At 49.3% G+C, this 19,194-nt stretch carries 15 protein-coding genes; 8 read left to right on the plus strand and 7 right to left on the minus strand.

Annotated features, from left to right (window positions below):
* Window positions 1–23: 23 nt before the first annotated feature.
* The 4 genes from QNJ26_07115 to QNJ26_07130 form a co-directional block, all read right to left on the minus strand.
* Window positions 24–1,244: a hypothetical protein gene (locus QNJ26_07115; protein ID MDJ0985297.1), complete on the minus strand. Its 1,221-nt coding sequence runs from the start codon at window positions 1,242–1,244 to the stop codon at window positions 24–26.
* Window positions 1,245–1,268: 24 nt separating this feature from the next.
* Entirely contained in the window at window positions 1,269–1,775 is a 507-nt protein-coding gene (locus QNJ26_07120) for a DUF3341 domain-containing protein (GenBank protein ID MDJ0985298.1), read from the minus strand.
* Window positions 1,765–3,081 carry a polysulfide reductase NrfD gene (gene nrfD / locus QNJ26_07125; GenBank protein ID MDJ0985299.1) on the minus strand — a complete coding sequence of 439 codons (1,317 nt, stop codon included), beginning with the start codon at window positions 3,079–3,081 and terminating at the stop codon, window positions 1,765–1,767. The genes QNJ26_07120 and nrfD overlap by 11 nt, the downstream gene beginning before the upstream one ends.
* An 89-nt stretch (window positions 3,082–3,170) precedes the next feature.
* Window positions 3,171–6,110: a 4Fe-4S dicluster domain-containing protein gene (locus QNJ26_07130; GenBank protein ID MDJ0985300.1), complete on the minus strand. Its 2,940-nt coding sequence runs from the start codon at window positions 6,108–6,110 to the stop codon at window positions 3,171–3,173.
* A 419-nt stretch (window positions 6,111–6,529) separates the two neighbouring features.
* Here QNJ26_07130 and QNJ26_07135 point away from each other — a divergent pair, with 419 nt between their 5' ends.
* Window positions 6,530–6,745, plus strand: a complete 216-nt coding sequence (locus tag QNJ26_07135) for a hypothetical protein (GenBank protein ID MDJ0985301.1) — start codon at window positions 6,530–6,532, stop codon at window positions 6,743–6,745.
* A 313-nt stretch (window positions 6,746–7,058) separates the two neighbouring features.
* Here QNJ26_07135 and QNJ26_07140 read toward each other — a convergent pair whose 3' ends face one another.
* Window positions 7,059–9,542: a M1 family metallopeptidase gene (locus QNJ26_07140; GenBank protein ID MDJ0985302.1), complete on the minus strand. Its 2,484-nt coding sequence runs from the start codon at window positions 9,540–9,542 to the stop codon at window positions 7,059–7,061.
* 194 nt (window positions 9,543–9,736) lie between these two features.
* Here QNJ26_07140 and QNJ26_07145 point away from each other — a divergent pair, with 194 nt between their 5' ends.
* Complete coding sequence (locus QNJ26_07145; GenBank protein ID MDJ0985303.1) at window positions 9,737–10,033, plus strand: MTH1187 family thiamine-binding protein; 297 nt, start codon at window positions 9,737–9,739, stop codon at window positions 10,031–10,033.
* 6 nt (window positions 10,034–10,039) lie between these two features.
* Here the strand turns inward: QNJ26_07145 and QNJ26_07150 are convergent, their stop codons facing one another.
* Window positions 10,040–10,588, minus strand: a complete 549-nt coding sequence (locus QNJ26_07150) for a hypothetical protein (protein ID MDJ0985304.1) — start codon at window positions 10,586–10,588, stop codon at window positions 10,040–10,042.
* A gap of 228 nt (window positions 10,589–10,816) precedes the next feature.
* Window positions 10,817–11,110, minus strand: coding sequence for a coiled coil domain-containing protein (locus QNJ26_07155; protein ID MDJ0985305.1), 294 nt, complete (start codon window positions 11,108–11,110; stop codon window positions 10,817–10,819).
* Window positions 11,111–11,251: 141 nt separating this feature from the next.
* Here QNJ26_07155 and QNJ26_07160 point away from each other — a divergent pair, with 141 nt between their 5' ends.
* The 6 genes from QNJ26_07160 (at window position 11,252) to QNJ26_07185 (ending at window position 19,186) form a co-directional block, all read left to right on the plus strand.
* Entirely contained in the window at window positions 11,252–13,219 is a 1,968-nt protein-coding gene (locus tag QNJ26_07160) for a molybdopterin-dependent oxidoreductase (protein ID MDJ0985306.1), read from the plus strand.
* Window positions 13,220–13,510: 291 nt separating this feature from the next.
* Window positions 13,511–14,191 carry a cysteine dioxygenase family protein gene (locus QNJ26_07165; GenBank protein ID MDJ0985307.1) on the plus strand — a complete coding sequence of 227 codons (681 nt, stop codon included), beginning with the start codon at window positions 13,511–13,513 and terminating at the stop codon, window positions 14,189–14,191.
* A 183-nt stretch (window positions 14,192–14,374) separates the two neighbouring features.
* Window positions 14,375–15,289 carry an FAD-dependent oxidoreductase gene (locus QNJ26_07170; GenBank protein MDJ0985308.1) on the plus strand — a complete coding sequence of 305 codons (915 nt, stop codon included), beginning with the start codon at window positions 14,375–14,377 and terminating at the stop codon, window positions 15,287–15,289.
* Between the two features lie 120 nt (window positions 15,290–15,409).
* Window positions 15,410–17,221: an oligoendopeptidase F gene (gene pepF / locus QNJ26_07175; protein MDJ0985309.1), complete on the plus strand. Its 1,812-nt coding sequence runs from the start codon at window positions 15,410–15,412 to the stop codon at window positions 17,219–17,221.
* A 207-nt stretch (window positions 17,222–17,428) separates the two neighbouring features.
* On the plus strand, window positions 17,429–18,784 hold the full coding sequence (locus QNJ26_07180) for a hypothetical protein (GenBank protein MDJ0985310.1): 1,356 nt from the start codon (window positions 17,429–17,431) through the stop codon (window positions 18,782–18,784).
* Between the two features lie 198 nt (window positions 18,785–18,982).
* Window positions 18,983–19,186, plus strand: a complete 204-nt coding sequence (locus QNJ26_07185; GenBank protein MDJ0985311.1) for a hypothetical protein — start codon at window positions 18,983–18,985, stop codon at window positions 19,184–19,186.
* The last annotated feature ends 8 nt before the right edge of the window (window positions 19,187–19,194 follow it).

Genomic DNA, 19,194 nt, shown 5'->3' on the forward strand with positions numbered 1-19,194 from the left:
ACCTCGTTAAAAATGTTGCATCTTTAAGCCGACGGCTCGGTCTGACTGCTGCCGGCAATATTCGGAAAGCGCCTTAAAAAATAGCTGACGGCCATGACCATCAAACCGAAAAATCCCACTGTTATTAATCCATCGGTCACATTCAGCGACAGCGAATGCGCACCATGACTCAGCGCCGGCGCCAGCAGCAGCAGATGTTCAAACCAGAACCCGATGATGATGACACTACACAAAATCACCATGAAAACAGGCTTTGATTTAACCTTTTTATTTAGCAAAATCACAAACGGTATGATGAAGCAGACGATAAAAATGCTCCAGGCCAGCTTGCTCCACGGGACCATCACAGTACGCTCGATGACATAATAGGTTTCTTCCGGAATATTGCCGTACCAGATGACGGTCAGCTGAACATAAAAAAAGTCAGCCCACAGCAGGCAAAAAGCCAGAAACAATTTTCCGATATCATGAAAATGGGCAGGCGCCAGACCGGATGATTCACCATTTCGAATCCAAGTAATGGCTGCCAGGATGATCAGGGCACCCAAGCCGACATAAAAGGCTTTGACAAAGCTGTAGCCGCCGAACAGGGTCGATATCCAGTGGGGGTCCATACTCATGACCAGGTCAAAGCCGATCAGACTCAGCACCAGCGTAAACGCCAAAATATATAGCCCGGCCCAGATGGTCATTTTTTTCTTAACCTGCTCGATGCTGCGATTATTGCGAACCCAGCCTCTGTGAACCATTTTTCCGAATGTACCCTGATTCTGGTTGGCATCCGCACGAAGCTGAAGTGCATTGTACAAATAGGCAAACCCAATGGCATACAGTAACAGCAAGCCGACACAATCGCGTGTGAACAGAAAGGGAATATTGAGCCAGACTTCTTTGCCGTGCAGATCCTCGTGCAGCCACGGAAAGATATGGGTTCGTCCCAAAAATAAGATCAGAAACAGCACGAACGAAAGCGGGAAAAAGGACGCAAAGGACTCCGCTAGGGCTGATAACGGACCGCTCCAGCGGGCTTTGGTCATATGCATCACCGTTGAAAAAAGTACCGCCCCCTGGGCAATGGCGGACCACAGTAGAAAATTAATTAAATAGGCCTGCCAGGCTTTTTCCGGATGATCGCCCATAACGCCGTAAATGAAGGCTGCCAATCCAATGATAATCAGGACAATGGAAAGCCAGCCCAGCGACGATTTTTGCGATGCAGCGGCTTTACTATTTTTTTCTGTCATGCCATTGAACCTTCGGTTATCGATTTAATCAAATACCCTTACTTCCCCTCCGTTTTGCTTAAAAAAATCTTTTAAATCATCCTGCTGTGTGGTTTCGCACGCTGCCAGCACACCAAAATGCTCGCCCGAGCAGCGCGGGTCGTAATTTTCCATGTGCTTAGCGCTGGGCAAGCGCGCCTGAGTAAGCAGGCCGATGACATTGCCGAAAACCGCAAACAGGATCGTAAATTCAAAGCCCACTATAAAAAACGGAATCAACGATATGATGGGTTTGCCGCTGACAATCAAATTCCACTCGATTGAACAATAGACGGCCAGGGCAAAACCACTGATGAGACCCAGGATGCCGCCGGTTAAGGTAAACCAGCCCACCTTGCTTTTTTTCAGGTTAAGGGCATCCATAATCTTGTGGCTTGGAATCGGACTATGTACACGTATAAACTGGTATGCCGATTCTTTGAGAGCAGCCAGTGTGGATATCACCTGGTCTTCAGTTTTAAACAGCCCCATAATGTATTTTTTACCCTGCATGACTGCCTCCATGGTCGAGTGTTTCTTTCATTTCGGTCATCGAGACCGATGGCAGATGCTTGGCAAACAACATAAACAGGAAGAAAAACAGACAGAAACTGCCCAGCATGATGCCGTATTCGATCATTGAGGGCGTGTACAATCCCCAGGCATGGGGCGAAAAGCCGCGGGCCACGCCGCCGATGATGATCACAAAGCGTTCCCACCACATGCCGAAGTTAACGATCAGCGATATGATAAATAAAGAAGCAATTGTTGTGCGGACCTTTTTGAACAAAAACAGCAGGGGTATGAGTGTGTTGCACACGACCATGAAGTAAAAGCCCCAGCGAAATTCACCGGTTGCCCGCCAGCGGAATTGCTCGATTTCGACCGCATTGTGGCTGTACCAGGCGATAAAAAATTCGGTGGCATACGCGAAACCGACAATCAGGCCGGTAAAAACAATGGTCTTGGCCACATTTTCCAGCACCTCTTTGGTGATGATTTTCTGGTAGCTAAATAGTTTGCGTAAGGGAATCATCAGGGTTAGCACCATGGCCAATCCGGAATGGATGGCGCCGGCCACAAAATAAGGCGCAAAAATAGTGGTATGCCAGCCGGGCACAATCCCCAGGGCAAAATCCCAGGACACAACACTGTGTACCGATATCACCAGCGGTGTCGCCAGAGCAGCAAAAAACAAATAGCCACGGGTATAATGCCGCCACTGCTCGTGTGCGCCGGTCCAGCCCATGGAAAGGAATGTAAAGATTTTCTTGCGTATCCCTTCGGACCGGTCACGGATGGCTGCTAAATCCGGCAATAAACCCGTATACCAGAAAAGGGAGCTGACTGTCAGATAGGTGCTGATGGCAATGACATCAAACATTAAGGGGGATAAAAAATTGGGCCACAGCAGCCGCTGGTTGGGATAAGGGATCATGTACATGACCTGCCAGACACGACCCAGATGGATAAACGGAAAAAGCCCGGCAATGCAGACGGCAAAAACGGTCATGGTCTCGGCTGCCCGGGCAATGGGGTTGCGCCAGCCGGCCCGGAACAAGTGCAGGATGGCAGAAATCAGCGTTCCGGAATGCGCAATTCCCACCCAGAAGACGAAGTTGATCAAATAGGTGCCCCAGGCCACCGGATTGTTTTGCCCCCCGGCTCCGATGCCGACAACGATCTGATAAATCCAGCAGGCAGCGCCCACCAGCACACCTAAAAATAGAACCGCGACAATCGCCCAGTAGTACCTTTTAGGCGGCGTCAATGTGTTTAATACGGTTTGATCGATACTCGCGTATGTTAGTTCCGGCATAATTTTAATCGTTTCCCGTTTCCCGGTTAGGTTAGATTGTCTTCAACCGGCTCAACTGGCTAAACCGGCCAACAGGCACAACCTGATGTTTACGCCTCGCGTAAAACCTTTTTAAGATAGATGACAGCCGGTTTGGTGTTTAAATAGCCCATGGCCTGGTAGGCCCGGGGATCATCCACCAGCTGTCTGACCCGGCTTTGTTTGTCCATCAAACTGCCAAAAACCAGCGCATCGGTTGGGCAGGTTTGCACGCAGGCCGGAATGACCTCGCCATCGCGGATCAAGCGCTTTTCATTGTTGGCATTGGTGTGCGCAACCTTGATGCGCTGGATACAGAATGAGCATTTTTCCATCACCCCTTTGCTGCGCACAGTGACGTCGGGATTGAGCTGCACATTCATGGGATCCGGCCATTGCCAGTCGAACCAATTGAAGCGCCGCACTTTATAAGGGCAATTCTGGACGCAGTAACGTGTTCCGATGCAGCGATTGTAGATCTGGTTATTGAGGCCCTCTTTTGAATGGTGCGGGGCATATACCGGGCAGACCGATTCGCAGGGGGCGTTATCACAGTGCATACAAAGCATCGGTAAAAAGGTGACCTTTGATTTTTGATGCGGATCCTGAAAGCGCTCGATGCTTAGCCAGGTCATCTCCCGTCCTTCGAGCACACGCTCTTCACCCACAATGCCAATGTTGTTTTCGGCATAGCAGGCGGCTGTGCAGGCGCCGCAACCAATGCAGCGATCCAAGTCGACGACCATGGCCCAGCGGTATTTTTCATGATCATGGGGCGGATAAAAATCGCGTTTGGGATCATACCCTTCCGGCAGCGGCAGGGTTAAGGGAAAATCTTCCATGGTCAGGCCGGTTCTTTTGGGTATTTTCCCCTGGTTGAGTTCTGTCAGGCCGACGGTCAGTGCGAATGGTCTTTCATGCTGGGTTCGGCTGCCGTACATATAGGCCAGGTCCAGCTTGCGGCCGGTTGAACTGATCTTAATTTGATCGGTTGAAAAAAGCGGTCCCCCGGATTCCGTATTCGCCTCGGATGGCAAGATGGCCAGCGGATTGACACCCTTGCCCTGGGCGTAACGCCCATAGGCCTGATGGCCCTGGCCAATATTCATGGCCACTTGGCCGGGGCGCACAAATTCATTTACGTAAACCGCTGCTTCGAGATTGCCCCACTGCGATTTAATCTGAATGATGTCGCCCTGGGTGATATTTTGACTTCGGGCTGTGTCAGGGTGCATGCTGACCGGGCTTTGCCAGGCCACCCGTGTTAATGGATCCCCAATTTCGCACAACCAGGGCCGATTGGCACCGCGGCCATCAAAAAAGCGGATGGACGGTATGGCTCTAAAAACTAGATCGGAGGTGCTGGTATCCACAGTTTGGGACAGCAAAGCGGTTATTTTTTGCGGGTTCGGATCTAGCTTTGCTGATTGACTTGTTGCCGTTGAATCAGCAGCACCGCCCACCTGAAGCAGCCGCACCCATCCTTTTTCATCCTCGATCTTGCGCTCGCTGACCAATCTGGCAAACAAATAGGTCTTATAATTTTCAGCGGGTTTTTGATTTTCAAAAGCCGTATCCAGAATGACATCACCGATATGGGGCGCTTGAGTTAAGCGGCCCATAGTGGGTTGCAATGTGGAATTAATCGCCTGCCAACCGCTGTATTCATCCCATGTTTCAAGCGGCAGGGCGGTCGGAAAAATCAAATCCGCCATTTGAGCGGTTTCATCCATAAAATTGCTGAAACTGATCACAAACAGGTCTTCCTGCTCCAAGGCCGTCTTTACACCGCTTTGGGGCGGCAAACTGAAGACCGGATTTGTGTTGTTGAGGATCAAGACGTCAACCGGATCGGATTTGAGGGATTTAAAAAACTGCAGCACTTCGGATCGGGCGGCGGCAATTTCAACCCTGTGGCGATTGTTAAAATCCAACAGCGTTAGATCCGGATCGAGCAGCAGGTTTAATAGATTGACCGCCACATTGGTCTGCAGGCCCATCAGATCACCGGCGCCGGTGTCGGTGCCCAGAACCAGGGGTTTGCGGGCTCCCATCAGCTCAATGATGAGTTTCTCATAAAATTCTAGCGATAGGCCCGATGCCTCCAGCACGCGAGCCTGGGTGTACGGAGCGGTTGCCTCAAACAACGGTTTACGAAAGGACCAGGGCAGTTGTTTGCCTTTGCGGATATCAAGCGCCTGACGCACCAGGCCCAAGGCGACAATACATTCGCTGCTGGGGTTGCAGGGCACCCAATAGTCGGCATTGGCCCCGGTGAGGGTTTGAACCGGGCTCAGATGGTAAAATGGAACTTTTTGACCCCTTTTTAAGGCATGCATGGTCTTAAATTTATGGGTATATTCGACCGGCGATAACCACGTTTCCAGAAAATCAGCCCCAAAAGAAACCAGCACATCGGCTTCCTGCATTTTATAGGAAACGAGTTCTTTGCGTCCGAAAACCATTTCATTGGCTGTTTTCACAGACTCATAGGCAAAAGGCTCATATATCAGCGGATTGGACGCATTCCATTGTTTGAGCGCCTCTGAAAAAAGGGCCAGCTGACTGTTGCCCACCACTTCGGTCAGCATGCGAATGCGATCCGCGCCTTTCTGGGCGGCATCACGGGTTTTATTTTTCAGCATGGACTGGGCCTTGGTAAACGAGATTGGCTGCCACCCATCTTTGTCTTTGAGCAATGGAGTCTTGATGCGGTCCGGATTGTACACGGCCTGTAAGGCCGCTTGGCCCCGCATACAGAGTTTGCCCTTGTTAATCGGATGCAGGGGGTTGCCTTCGACCTTGATCACGCGCCCTTCACGGTTTTTGGCCATAATACCGCAGCCGGCCGGGCACTCACGGCAGGTCGATGCGTACCAGGTTGCTCTTCCGGTCACCATATCATCTGGTGCATGAACAAGAGAAAACAGATTTTTTTCAGGGGGACTGCAGCCGGCTGCCAAGGATATGCTGCCCATACCCGCAATCTTGAGGAAGGTTCGCCGATTCATATCAAGTACGATCTCCCAGAATAGAACATAAGATGAGCTTTACCGCTTTTCATTTTAATATTCCGAATGGCGGCATAATGGTTGTAAAAAACCTCTATGATATTGGAACGTTTTTTAACAACCACTAAATTACAGAGGATATGTTTTTGTGTGAATATCAGATTTAATCACAGCGATCAACAGCATGTATGCTTTTTTTTTAAGAGGAATTTCTATACCGGTCACAACGAAATTTGTCAATGAGAATGATTCCTAATAAGGTAAGTGCCTAGCTTATCTGAAATTTGCCATTAGTCGGCAAGCAAATTAAGTGTCCAATATTAATAGCAATATAGTTGAGTGCCGTTTGACAGCCCGATTTGAGTGCTTACCAATGATCTTAGGACCAAAAATCGTTAAGTTTATATAAGGAAATGTAAATGAATGATCGTGATACCATATTAAGTGCACTCATGGATGCTCTCGGTGAGGAAGGTTGTGGGATTTCCTGTGAGGAAGCCACGGTATTCCAGGATAATGACGGCTGGAAGATGATGCTGGAGGGTTTCATGGAGCCTTGGCAGCTAGGCCAAACCGTTGAGGAAGCCAAGGCCCGCATTAAAGAGTATGCCAAAATGGGCTTCGGCTTATCCTAATTTTCGAATCATAAATGACCCTTTTGCGCAATCTCTGTGTCACAATCAGATTTTAATCCTCGACATACTACAAGTATGCCTCCGGTATAAAATCTGATTCTTCCTTGACCTTGCACAAAATTTTCTATTTCTGATTCGAAAATTACATTTATTTATACGGAAATTCAATTTTTTTAATCTCTATCCCATTAAGCCAGCTGCCAGGAGCAAGAAGCCCGCAGCCCAAAATACTGACACCTGAACCCTGCTCGCCGCGCCCTAGCCCAAGGGGCGAAGGCGGGAACCCTGAACCTCTGAACGCAGAACCCTGAACCTAATTCGCAGCGCGCAGGCGCAGGTTGATTTCCAATCTTTCCAGCGACAGCTTGATCACATCTGTGGCCTTATCGGTTTCTTGCATATAATCTTTAAAAAACTTCTTCACTGCCTGCGGGTCATCCATTCCGGCCATGGGGACAATCGACGCCACCACTCTTTCATACAGCATGGGGTGAAATTGCTCGATTTGTTCCAGATGCGACACATACCAGTTCCACAGCAGGGGGATGGCGTGCGGATTGGACGCCATCGCCACCACCGGCACAAATTTATTGCGGGCCGGCACGGTATCCAGGATGTACTGCAGGGCGTTTTCGAGAGGCACTTTTTCCTTAAAACAACCCAGCGCGACCAGTATATTCATGCGCTCATGTTCGATCTGTGATTTCTGAAAACGCTCATCGAGTGATGAAAACGTCTGCTGATCACCACTCAATGCTGCAATTTGCAGAACGCTTTTCATGATGTCCGGATGAACCGCATCACCTTTCAACCACCTCTCAAACTGCCCAGCGGCAAATGCGATGGCACTTTCGGCATCGCACAGGGCCGCATGCCAAAGCAGCTGCTCTCTTAAATTAGCCGTGGTATGCTTTTCATCGGGTGCCGGCTCGAATCCGATATCATTGAGAACTGTTTCAAACCAGGGCCGGACCAGCGCGGCGATGCTTTCCTGCTGTTCAGCCGCCATCACCAGATAGGCGTGTTGCAGGTTATTTGAGATGCTTACCAGCGGTAAAAACGCGCTTTCATTTTGGTAATAGGCTAAAAAATCCAGATAATCGCTGAAAGCGGTATCGCCGCGTTTGCACAATGCGAAAAGATCGTTTTGCAGACCCCAGCGGTCTTCGGGTGACAGTGATTGATCAGCGACCCGTTGTCCCAGAGCAGCCAGATTATCCAAATCGTGGTAGTGGACGATGTAAAATCCAGTTTGTTGATCATTTATTTTGTAGGCGTCGGCTGCTTTCGGAATTTCAATTTCGTGCGTGCTGCTGTCCATCAGAAATGTCATGCTGTCATCCTCTGCCGGGCCTGAAAAAAACCGTATCGTAATGGGTACTTGCCAACTCTGGTCGGCCTCAACCGGCAGATAGCTAAACCGCTGCTGGGTCAATTGCAGCTTGTTGTCGTCCCGCTTAACAGTGATCATCGGAAATCCCGGTTGCTCAATCCAGCTTTTCATCATGCTGCCGACCGGCTGCTCGGATACTTTTTCGAATGAATTCCAGAGATCCTCACTGGTGGCATTATCGTATTGATAGGCTTTGAGATAGTGTTGCAGGCCCTGCTTAAAATTTTGCGATCCGATGTAACCTTCGACTTGCCGTAAAATGCTTCCGCCCTTGCTGTAGATGATCGGCGCTGTGCTGACATTGATGACCACATGCTCCCCGCCTGGAATCTCGATGGCGAAATTTTCGAGGAGCGCATCGCGCGCCATGGCACCGCCGGTACTTCCCCATAAAAACTGCTGCCAGATTTCCCACTGAGGATAATAGTGAGCAACAACCCCATTGCCGAAATAAGTCGCAAAGCTTTCATTTAACCACAGATATTTCCAGTCTTCCGGTGTGACCAGATTGCCGAACCACTGATGGGCAATCTCGTGAGCAATGACTTCACAGATACGCTCTTCGCCGGATTTAGATGTAATCTCCGGATAATGCAGCAGCAGATTTTCACGAAAGGTAATCGCTCCCCAGTTTTCCATGGCTCCAAAGGCAAAATCAGGAATGGCAATCAAATCCATTTTGGGAAGCGGGTAGGGGATGCCGTAATAATCCTCGCAGAAAGCCAGGGACTTGCGGCCAAACTCCAGACCGAACATGGCATAGGGCTTCATTCCGGGCAGTGTGGCCACCCGTACCCGGGGGTCTTCGGTGTCCCGGGTAAATTCAAAGTCACCGACACCCAAAAACACCAGATAGGTTGACATTTTGGGTGTCTGCTCAAAGGTCACGCGCTTTTTTCCATCGTCTAGTGCGGTTTCTTCTTTGATCGCACCGTTTGATATCGCTACCTGGTCGCTGTCGATATCCATGCTGATATCAAAGGTGGCCTTTTTAGCGGGATGATCCATACATGGAAAGGCTCTGCGGGCATCGCTTTCTTCAAACTGGGTGACGGCGATATATTGGGTTTGGTCCGCATGGGTATATTGGCTGCGATAAAAACCGGCCATTTTATCGTTGATCTGACCATTATAGTCAATCTGAATTCGAATAGCCCCCGCCATTTTTTGGGGTAGAACAATTTGTAGCTCTTCTTTTTCGCTGTTAGTTTCAAATTTACACTCGACACAATCGCTTTCTTGTTCGACCGTACATTCCTGAATATCGAGTTCTAAACTATTTAGCTGCACCGTATCGATCGCTGTTGGGGCTTCAATTAAAAGCGTCACACTGCCGGCAAATGTAAACTGTTTCAAATCGGGAATCAGATGAATGCGGTAATTTTCAGGCCTTACGTCCTGCATGGCGTCCTCCTCGGTGCGATCAATTGGAAAGAGATTAGGTTGACAGGTTACGTGAAATAGTTGATCGTATATTCATATTTGTCAACACGAATAACGAATAACCAATAACAAACCGGATTATACCGGCACAGTAATTTTAGACTTTTTCGGACGGTTAAAACCATCGTCACTTATAGGGATACAGAGAGGTTATCATGAGCACCATTGTTGAGTTTTCAATTTTTCCGATGGACAAGGGCGAAAGCCTGAGCCCGTATGTGGCCCGGGCGTTAAAACTGATTCAAGACAGCGGTCTGCCCTACGAGTTGAATCCCATGGGCACCTGTGTGGAAGGGGATTGGGGTGAGGTGATGGCTCTGGTGGATCGTTGCTTTCAGGCCCTTGAAAAGGATTGCAACCGCATCAATTTGTCCCTCAAAGCCGACTATCGCAAAGGGCCCGCCGGCCGCATGCAAAGTAAAATGGCCTCCGTCAAGGAAAAATTGAAATAACGACAGTTATCTTGCGGTGGATTCTGGAAAGCTGGCCTTGGCCCTGTAAACAAAAAGCGACCGCACCTTGTCCCAGAAGTCACCACCCAGTACCAAGAAGCTGCAGATAAATATGAAGTCCAACGACAGGGCAATCGGAATGCGGTATTCGGGAAAGCCCGGCAGCCAATCGAGCGACATGTACGTCAATACCCAGGCGTAGACAGCCGGTATGAGCCACATCACAAGCCCAATATAGTAACGCACCCGACCGACTTCCTTTGGAGGACCATAGCGACGCAGCATGGCCAGCAAGCGATTTTTGACATAGGCAAAACCGGCCTTGCCCATGAAGGCCACCGCCAGGATGGTGCACACCTCGGGGCCGCCCACCAGAAAAAGCCCTCCCAATGTTGCTTTCAAGGCAGGTGAAAGATTGGTGAGGGCGACTATTGCAGCACCGACGGGAGTGATACATCCCAGTGCGAAGAAAATCACACCCAGGCGGAAACGCCAGCCGGGCGGCGGCGTAACGGGCTTGTCTGCAGCCGTGTTTTGAATGGAGGTTTCGGTCATTTATTTTTTCTCCTTTGCCATCAATGCTATCCGATTTCGGTTTTCAACTGGTCGATCAAATATTCAAATTCGCTCGGATCAACACCGCTGTCACCCTGAAAGGGATCGCTCAATTGCAGCACGACATAGAGAACCAGACCAATGAAGACCGTGTAAAGGGAAACAAGAGCGATTAGCAGTGGATGTAGCCTTACCCTTTTTCGTCTCTAATGTGAAACTGCCGGACAGCTATTCATTTTTATATTTTTCTGAGGCGTCTCTAAATGCTGACTTCAACGCGTTCCAGGCCGTATCCACACCTGATGTCATGTCGCGCCAGGCCTCGCCGGTGGCCTCGGTCAGTGCTGCTAACTTCGCCTTGCCCTCATCGATTTTGCCTTCAAGGGCTTCAATATGCTGGTTCATTTTCAACTGCGCATCGGCGCTGGCGCCGGATGCCTTGGCTTTTAGCCTATCGATTTCAGCCTTCCATTGATCCAGCTGCGCTTTCATCTTCTGCTGGTACCGTTCTTTATCATCCATGTTGTTTGTTCTCCCTCCTATATTCACTCCTTCACAGTGTTGCGCTAATATAATATTGGATTGGCAATTTTCAATGTAGCCCGGTTTGAAATGTTACATGATCAGGATTGAATGTCAGTCGATCTCCAGGCGATCCCCTTCTTGACTAAATTTTTAGTGCTGCTTAAGTTACGCATGATGAATGTAAGCAAAGAAACAACAACCACAGCCTGCACCATGGATTGCCCGGATGCGTGTTCGATTATTGTCAAAGACACCGCAGCAGGCAAAGTCAAGGTGAAGGGCAATCCTGACAATCCGTTTACCGCCGGATTTGCCTGCGCCAAACTCCAGGATCACGTCAGAAGGGTCCAAAGCCCCCAACGCATCACTTCTCCGCAATTGAAAACCCAAACCGGTTGGCAGGCCATCAGCTGGGAGGAAGCGCTAAAGCTTTGTGCTGCAAAAATCCAGGCATTACGGTCCCGCCCCACCGCTATTTTGCATATCCATAACGAGGGTGCCAAAGGCATTTTAAAAGAAGCCACCTCAGTTCTTTTTACCCGTTTAGGAACCAGTCGAGTGCGCGGTTCGCTGTGTGATGCCGCCGGCTACATGGCCGCCGTGCACGATTTTGGATCCCGCGAAAACAATGACATCAGCGACCTGTTCAATGCCGTTCACATCCTCAATTGGGGTAAAGACCTCTCACGCAGCTCGGTTCACACGGCCGCACTGGTCAAACGGGCCCGTAAAAACGGCACCCAGGTCATCACCATATCCCCGGGAGGAGACGGAAACCGGTCCTATTCAGACCGTCAGGTTCGTATTCGGCCGGGGACGGATCGTTTTCTGGCGGCCGCCGTTTTGCAATTATTGGCGCAAAACGATGGCATCGATCCTGATATTTTGCGCCATACCCGTGCGCCGGAGAAGTTTTTAAATTTGATCAAATCCCAGTCGATCAGCCATTTGCTGGCAGCCTGTGATGTGTCCCGGGAGGATTTTGAGCAGGTCTACACTTGCTATGCGCACAAAGAGCCGGTAGCCTCTTTGATCGGTACCGGCGTGCAGCGCTATCGATATGGCGGTGAAAATGTGCGATTCATCAATGCCCTGGCCTTGCTTTCCGGCAATATTGGCTGCAAGGGCGGCGGCAGTTATTTTCAACTGCACTCTTATCGCAACTTGAATTTAAAATGGCTGCGGGAACACGAAAAACGACCGCGGCGCTCTTTTCAATTTCCCATCATCGGCCGGGAAATTCTGGCAGCCGAGCAGCCGCCGATTGAGATGATCTGGGTAAACGGCTCCAATGTCATCAACCAGGCGCCGGATTCGCACCTGATTAAAAAGGCATTTGCCAAGGTTAATTTTAAAGTTGTGGTCGATGCTTTTATGACCGATACCGCCCAGTGCGCCGACCTGGTGCTGCCCAGTACGCTGATTATGGAGCAGGAAGACATTATCGGGTCTTATCTACACGAGCAGGTTCAATACGTTTGTCCGGCACTGACGCCTCCCGGTGAGGCCCGCGATGACTACTGGATCCTGCGGCAGGTCGCTCGACGTCTGGACCCACCGCTGGATTTGCCGTCCGCTGAAGATTGTATGCGGGCTGCCCTGGATTCCCCCTTCCTGTCAACGACGCTAGAACAGTTGCGAGACTGCGGCTGTGTACGCTCCAATCGACCGGCGATTGCTTACGCGGATCTGCAGTTTGCCCATCAGGATGGCCATTATCGCTTTCCTTACATTCTGCATTCCGAACCGCGACCGCCTGCACAATACCCACTGCGCCTGTTATCGCTGGTGCGCCGTAAAGCCATACATTCACAGATATTGCCCGAGGATCAAAAGCAGCCTCCGGTGGTATGGATTGCTGCGGACAACCCGTACGTGAAGAAATTGAACCTGGAAAAGCCTGTAGAGCTGGTCTCGGACTTAGGACGCCTTAGGGTTGCGGTGCAAACCATGGAGGGTCTTCATTCGGAAGTGGTCATTTACCGCCGTGGAGACTGGATCTGCAAAGGCGGCGGCGTCAACCAGCTGATTGCAGCCCAATTAACCGACATTGGCTCCGGCGCCGCCTACTACGACCAGTATGTCAGATTGGAGAATGTTGATTGATAATTTCACCGCAAAGACGCAGAGATCGCAGAGTTTTTTTCTATTTGCTTCCCGCTGAGAGGGCGGGAAGCAATAAACAATCTGCCGCCGGCATATTGATTCCAAATGTTAAACTGCGTCCTACCGCTACGACTTATGTGAAATTTTTGTTAGGAAGTATAATTTTTATTTTAAGATAACCCGCAGGGTTGGCGATATTTTGCCTTGTCGGCCTCTCACCGACAAGGCAAAAAAATTTTCTCTGCGACCTCTGCGTCTCTGCGGTGAGAAAAATAACAAGGAGACAAATCAATGCCGAAGCCACCCAAGCCGCTGCCGGAGCTGCTGGAAATATGCAATCGCTGGTCCGAATCCATCGAGAAAATATCAGCAGAAAAGGAACGCATCGCGTTTTTTCAAAATGAGCTGCCGGGTTTTTTGCGGAATCAGTCCCTGTTTGAGCTGCTTTTAAAAAATATCAAAGCCGGCAACCCCTATCCGGATCTTCGGCAGGCCCAGATGATCGATGATGAAATTTTACTGTATCTTAATCCAAAGCGGCTTTTTTCTCTGCGCATGTTTCTTTACGGTCCGGGCGATTATACACCGATTCATGATCATAATTCTTGGGGCGTGTCGGGTGCCGCAGTGGGAGAGCTGGGTGTCATCCGCTACAGCCGCGAAGATGACGGTTCCGTTGAAGGCTTTGCCCAGCTGCTGCAGGCCGCCCCGGTTTACTTGCAGCCGGGTGAAATTGAGCTGACGCGCCCGCTAAACGAGGGCATCCATCAAACGGGAAATCCGGTTGACGGCACAACTATCATGATCAGTATATACGGAAGCCCCATCCGCCGTCTATATATCAACGGCTTTGATTACAAGGCCAACAAAGTCGAAAAACTGTATCCGCCGCGTATCAAGAAAAAAATGCTGGCAGTTCAAGCGCTTAAAAATTTAACAGAGGTTCAGAGTTCAGGGTTCAAAGGTTTATAGGTTCGTGCTTACAGCAAATTACCGCCGACAGTTTGTTGAGGGCTCGGTCTTGGTGAAGATGTATCGCGATCTGGGCAAATGAATGCATAATTTTTTATTATAAACCTCTGAACGCTGAACGCTGAACCTTGAACCTTTGAACCTTTTAGTTGAAAAATGAACACTTCATTAAAGGATTGACATATGCCAGAAGCGAAAGAATATGACGTTATCATTTTAGGTACTGGTCCGGCCGGTTTGCAGGCCGCCATCCATGCGGCACGCAAAAAAGTTTCCGTGCTGGTACTGGGTAAGGAGACCCGCAGCAGCGTTTATCATGCCCATGTCGAAAATTTTTGCTGCATTTTCAATATTAGCGGTGAGGAAATATTAAAAACCGGCAGGCAGCAGGCGGTCAATTTTGGCGCCGAATTGCTTGAAGAGGATGTGCTTAACATACTGCCGGAAGGGCAGAATTTTAAAGTCATCTCTGAAAGTGGAACCGAGCTGCTATGCAAATCACTGATTGTCGCCACAGGAACGACGCGCAACAAATTGGGCGTGTCCGGAGAAAAGGAATTTTTGGGCAGCGGGGTTAGCTACTGTGTAGAGTGTGACGCCAATTTCTTCAAAGATGAAGATGTCGCCGTTGTCGGCGGTGCCAGTGCGGCTGTCGGTGGTGCCCTCACTTTGTTGGAATATGCCAGCAGCGTTCATCTGATTTGTGACCAATTGGATGTTGCCGATACACTGGCTGCCGAACTTAAAAACAGTCAAGTGGTTATTCGTGAAAATGAGAAGGTCAAAGAAATTGCCGGTGATGGCCGCGTTAAAGAAATTGTCCTGGCCGATGATTCTCGCATACCGGTGACAGGTGTCTTTATCGAATTGGGTGCACGGGGCGTTATGGAATTGGCCGCCCATATCGGGATCCAATTTGATGACGAGATGAAATATATTGCGACAAATAAAAAAATGGGTACCAATGTACCTGGCATTTATGCTGCCGGTGATATTTGTGGGCCGCCCTGGCAAATGGCCAAAGCAGTGGGAGAGGGCTGCGTTGCCGGACTTTCTGCGGCCGGTTATGTTAAAAGGATCAAAAGAGCCGCCAGCTAATCCCCAGCGGGTCGCCTTTGCTATCAGATCTCGGGCGCCTTTGTTTATGGGTGGTGCTATGGCTTGCAAAGCAATCATCCGCCCATAAATTCATGTATATTTGGAGAAAGGGATTTTGAAATGACGCAACAGACTGTACCGGAACGCCAAGACATCCCGGATGACCATAAATGGGATCTGACACCTTTGTTTGCATCAGATGAGGAATGGGAAAAATGGATGGCCGACGTTGAAGGTCAAATTGATTCTTATGCGGATTATAAAGGTCGCTTGCAAAATTCGCCTGCTACGTTGAAGGCTGCCCTTGATTTCCACCTCTCGTTGCGTAGAAGTTTGGAAAGAATTTATACCTATGCCCATCTGAAAAGCGATGAAGATAAATCAAACCAATTTTATCTTGGGCTTTATCAACGTGCCGTCAGTTTGCATGTCCGGGTTTCTGAATCTGCCAGTTTCATGACACCCGAGATCCAGGCGATACCGGACGATAAAATGCAGGAATTTTTAGTTGATGATTCGCTGGCGGCGTATAAATTCCATCTTGAAAAGATTCTGCGGTATAAACCTCATACCCGCAGCGAAACGGTTGAACAAGTTCTGGCCATGAGCCAGGAGATGGCGCATACACCCTCCCAGGTATTCGGACAACTGGACAATGTTGATTTGAATTTCGGCCAACTCAAAGGCGAAGATGGAAAAAAAATCGAGCTCAGCCATGGCAATTTCAGCACTTTTCTGATCAGCCCTGACCGAGATCTTCGAAAAAGGGCCTTTACTCAATATTATCAAGCTTACCAGGATCATCAGCATACACTGGCGGCGACGCTGTCGCACACGATTAAAAAAGATCTGTTTTACTCAAGAGTCCGTCACTTTGATAGCTGCCGTGCGGCTGCTTTGTTTAGTGACCGTATCCCACAAAGCGTATACGACAACCTTATCGAAACGGTGAAGAGCAACCTCAAACCACTTTTTTCATATCTTAATTTTCGCAAAAAGGTCCTGGGATTATCGGACCTTCACTTTTATGATACGTATGTACCGATCATCAGCGATGTCACCTTTGACATCCCCTACGAAGAGGCAGTTGATATGGGCATCCAGGCCTTGCACCCGTTGGGAGATGAATATGTTAGCGTATTAAAAGACGGTCTGCTCGGCGGTTGGGTGGACCGCTATGAAAACCGGGGAAAAAGAAGTGGGGCTTATTCTTCGGGAAGTTTTGATTCGCCGCCTTATATTCTGTTGAATTATGAAGCGCGGAATATTAACAGTGCTTACACGCTGCTGCATGAGGGCGGCCATTCGATGCACTCATATTATTCCAATAAACACCAGCCTTACGTGTATCATGATTACACCATTTTTGTCGCTGAAGTGGCTTCAACTTTCAATGAGAACTTACTGAGCCGCTATCTTCTGGATCATTACAAAAACGATCCGGCCAAAACGGCCTATATTCTAAACCGGGAGATCGACAACCTGCGCGCCACACTTTTCAGGCAAACTATGTTTGCAGAGTTTGAAAAGATCACCCATCAGATTGTCGAGGATAACGCACCCTTAACCCTTGAGGTGATCACCGATACATACCGGGAGCTGCTGGAGACTTATTTTGGTGATACCATGGTTCTGGACCCGGCGTTACGTTTGGAATGTTTAAGAATCCCCCATTTTTATTCTGCTTTTTATGTGTACAAATATGCAACCGGGATCTCTGCAGCCATCGCCTTGGCCGATAAAGTTATAAATGACGGCGCACCTGCGAGGAAAGCCTATTTAAACTTTTTAAAACTGGGCGGCAGCAAATTTCCACTGGATGAATTACGTGATGCCGGAGTTGATATGCAATCTCCGCAACCGATTCAGCAGGCCATCCTTTATTTTTCTGAGCTGGTGGACCGGCTTACGGAGGCTTATCAGGATCTTTAACCTGTCAGCACTTTACAATAAAGGTTCAGCATTTCAGTGTTTCGGCCGCTGGCTACTTGCTTCTGGCTCCTGGCTATGAGTCTCCGATCAGTGACCGACAGCCAGCTGCCAGGCGCCAGTGACCAACAGCCAGATATCTGAATCTGGGAATTGACACTTGACGAACATTATTTTAGAAATGTCATTATCTTAAATTGAGGAGAACCCATGGATTACAAAGTAATTATTGTTGGTGCAGGCCCTGCCGGTATTTTTTCGGCCCTGACCCTGGCCGATCTGGGCATTAAACCCGTTCTGTTGCTCGAACTCGGCAAGGATATCAATGAACGCAATCGCCGCGATGTTAACGATATGCTCTGTGGATGGGGAGGGGCCGGTGCCTACAGCGATGGCAAACTGACGTTATCGCCCGAGGTCGGCGGATTGCTTGGTGAGTATCTGGAGCCGGAGTCGCTCAATCAGATCCTGCAAACATCTGATAAAATCTGGGTTGAACACGGCGCACCTGAAGAGATATTTGGCGAGGCATCACCCCAGCTGGAAGAGCTGGCCGACAGTGCCCGTCTGGCCAATTTGGAGCTTATTCCGTCACGCATCCGGCATATTGGAACGGAAAACTGCCACGTCGTTTTAGATCGATTGCGACAGTCGATGGTGGATCGCGTCGACACGCGAACCAGCAGCCCGGTTGAAAGTCTTTTGGCTGAAAACGGGCGTATCCAGGGTGTTAAATTGGAAAGCGGTGAGACCTTCACCAGCCAATTTGTTGTTGCCGCCCCGGGGCGCTCGGGAGCCAGCTGGATGAAAAAGGAGGCTGAGGCCCTGGGGCTTAAAACCCAGGCCAGTCCTGTGGATATCGGCGTTCGGGTGGAACTGCCCGCTGCAGTCCTAAAGAATATTACAGATATTATCTACGAATCTAAACTGATCTACTATTCCAAAACATTTGATGAGAAAGTGCGCACTTTCTGCATGAATCCTTACGGTGAGGTGGTCATCGAGAAAACTAAGAAAGTCATTACGGTCAACGGACACAGTCACACCTATAAAAGCAGCGATAATACCAACTTTGCCATTTTGGTCAGCAGCGCGTTCACCGAACCCTTTGACGATCCGATTGGATACGGTTTGTACATTGCCAGACTGGCCAACCTTTTGGGTAATGGGCCTATCGTTCAACGGCTGGGAGATCTGCTGGCAGGGCGCCGCAGTACACCTGAACGCATCAATCGCTGTTTGACGCGGCCAACACTTGCCGATGCCACACCCGGTGATTTAAGTTTCGTTTTTCCTTATCGACATCTTCAAAGTATTATTGAAATGCTGCGGGCACTCGACAAAGTAGCTCCCGGTGTCTACTCACGTCATACGCTGTTATACGGGGTTGAAGTTAAATTTTACTCCAACCGAATTGAATTGTCACCGCAGCTGGAAACCGGTGTGAAAAATTTATTTGCCATTGGTGATGGCGCCGGTATCACCCGGGGCTTGATTCAAGCCTCCGCCAGCGGAATCCTGTCGGCGCGTACCATTGCTGAGCGCCTTAAAGCCAGTGGTAACTAGTTTCCTTAAAATAGAATTTGTATTGCGTTTGGCAAAAGTTTTTCACCACGAAGGACACGAAGGTCACAAAGTTATCAAATGCTTTTGACTTTTTGAAGGATGTCTTTCTTCTTGTTCTTCGTGATCTTCGTGGTTAAATAAATTGTATCGTTAACCGGAACCAAACCTGATTCTGAATAATCTAGAAGGAGACCTACCATGGGAGATGATGTTGTTTATACCTCCAGGGTAAAAATAGAGCGCGTCAAAGGCCCTTTTCGACGCGCTTACCTGCCCCAGGAGGATGAGCCGGTAAAGTTTGGCGTTCATTCTGAAGTTGCAGAGCATTACGGCGTTGATCCGCAGGTCCATGAGCCGCATGCCACTACTCTGGATTATGTTGTCGCGGCAACAGCCGGCTGACTGACCGG

The organism is Desulfobacterales bacterium (genome assembly GCA_030066985.1).
GTDB lineage: Bacteria > Desulfobacterota > Desulfobacteria > Desulfobacterales > JAHEIW01 > JAHEIW01.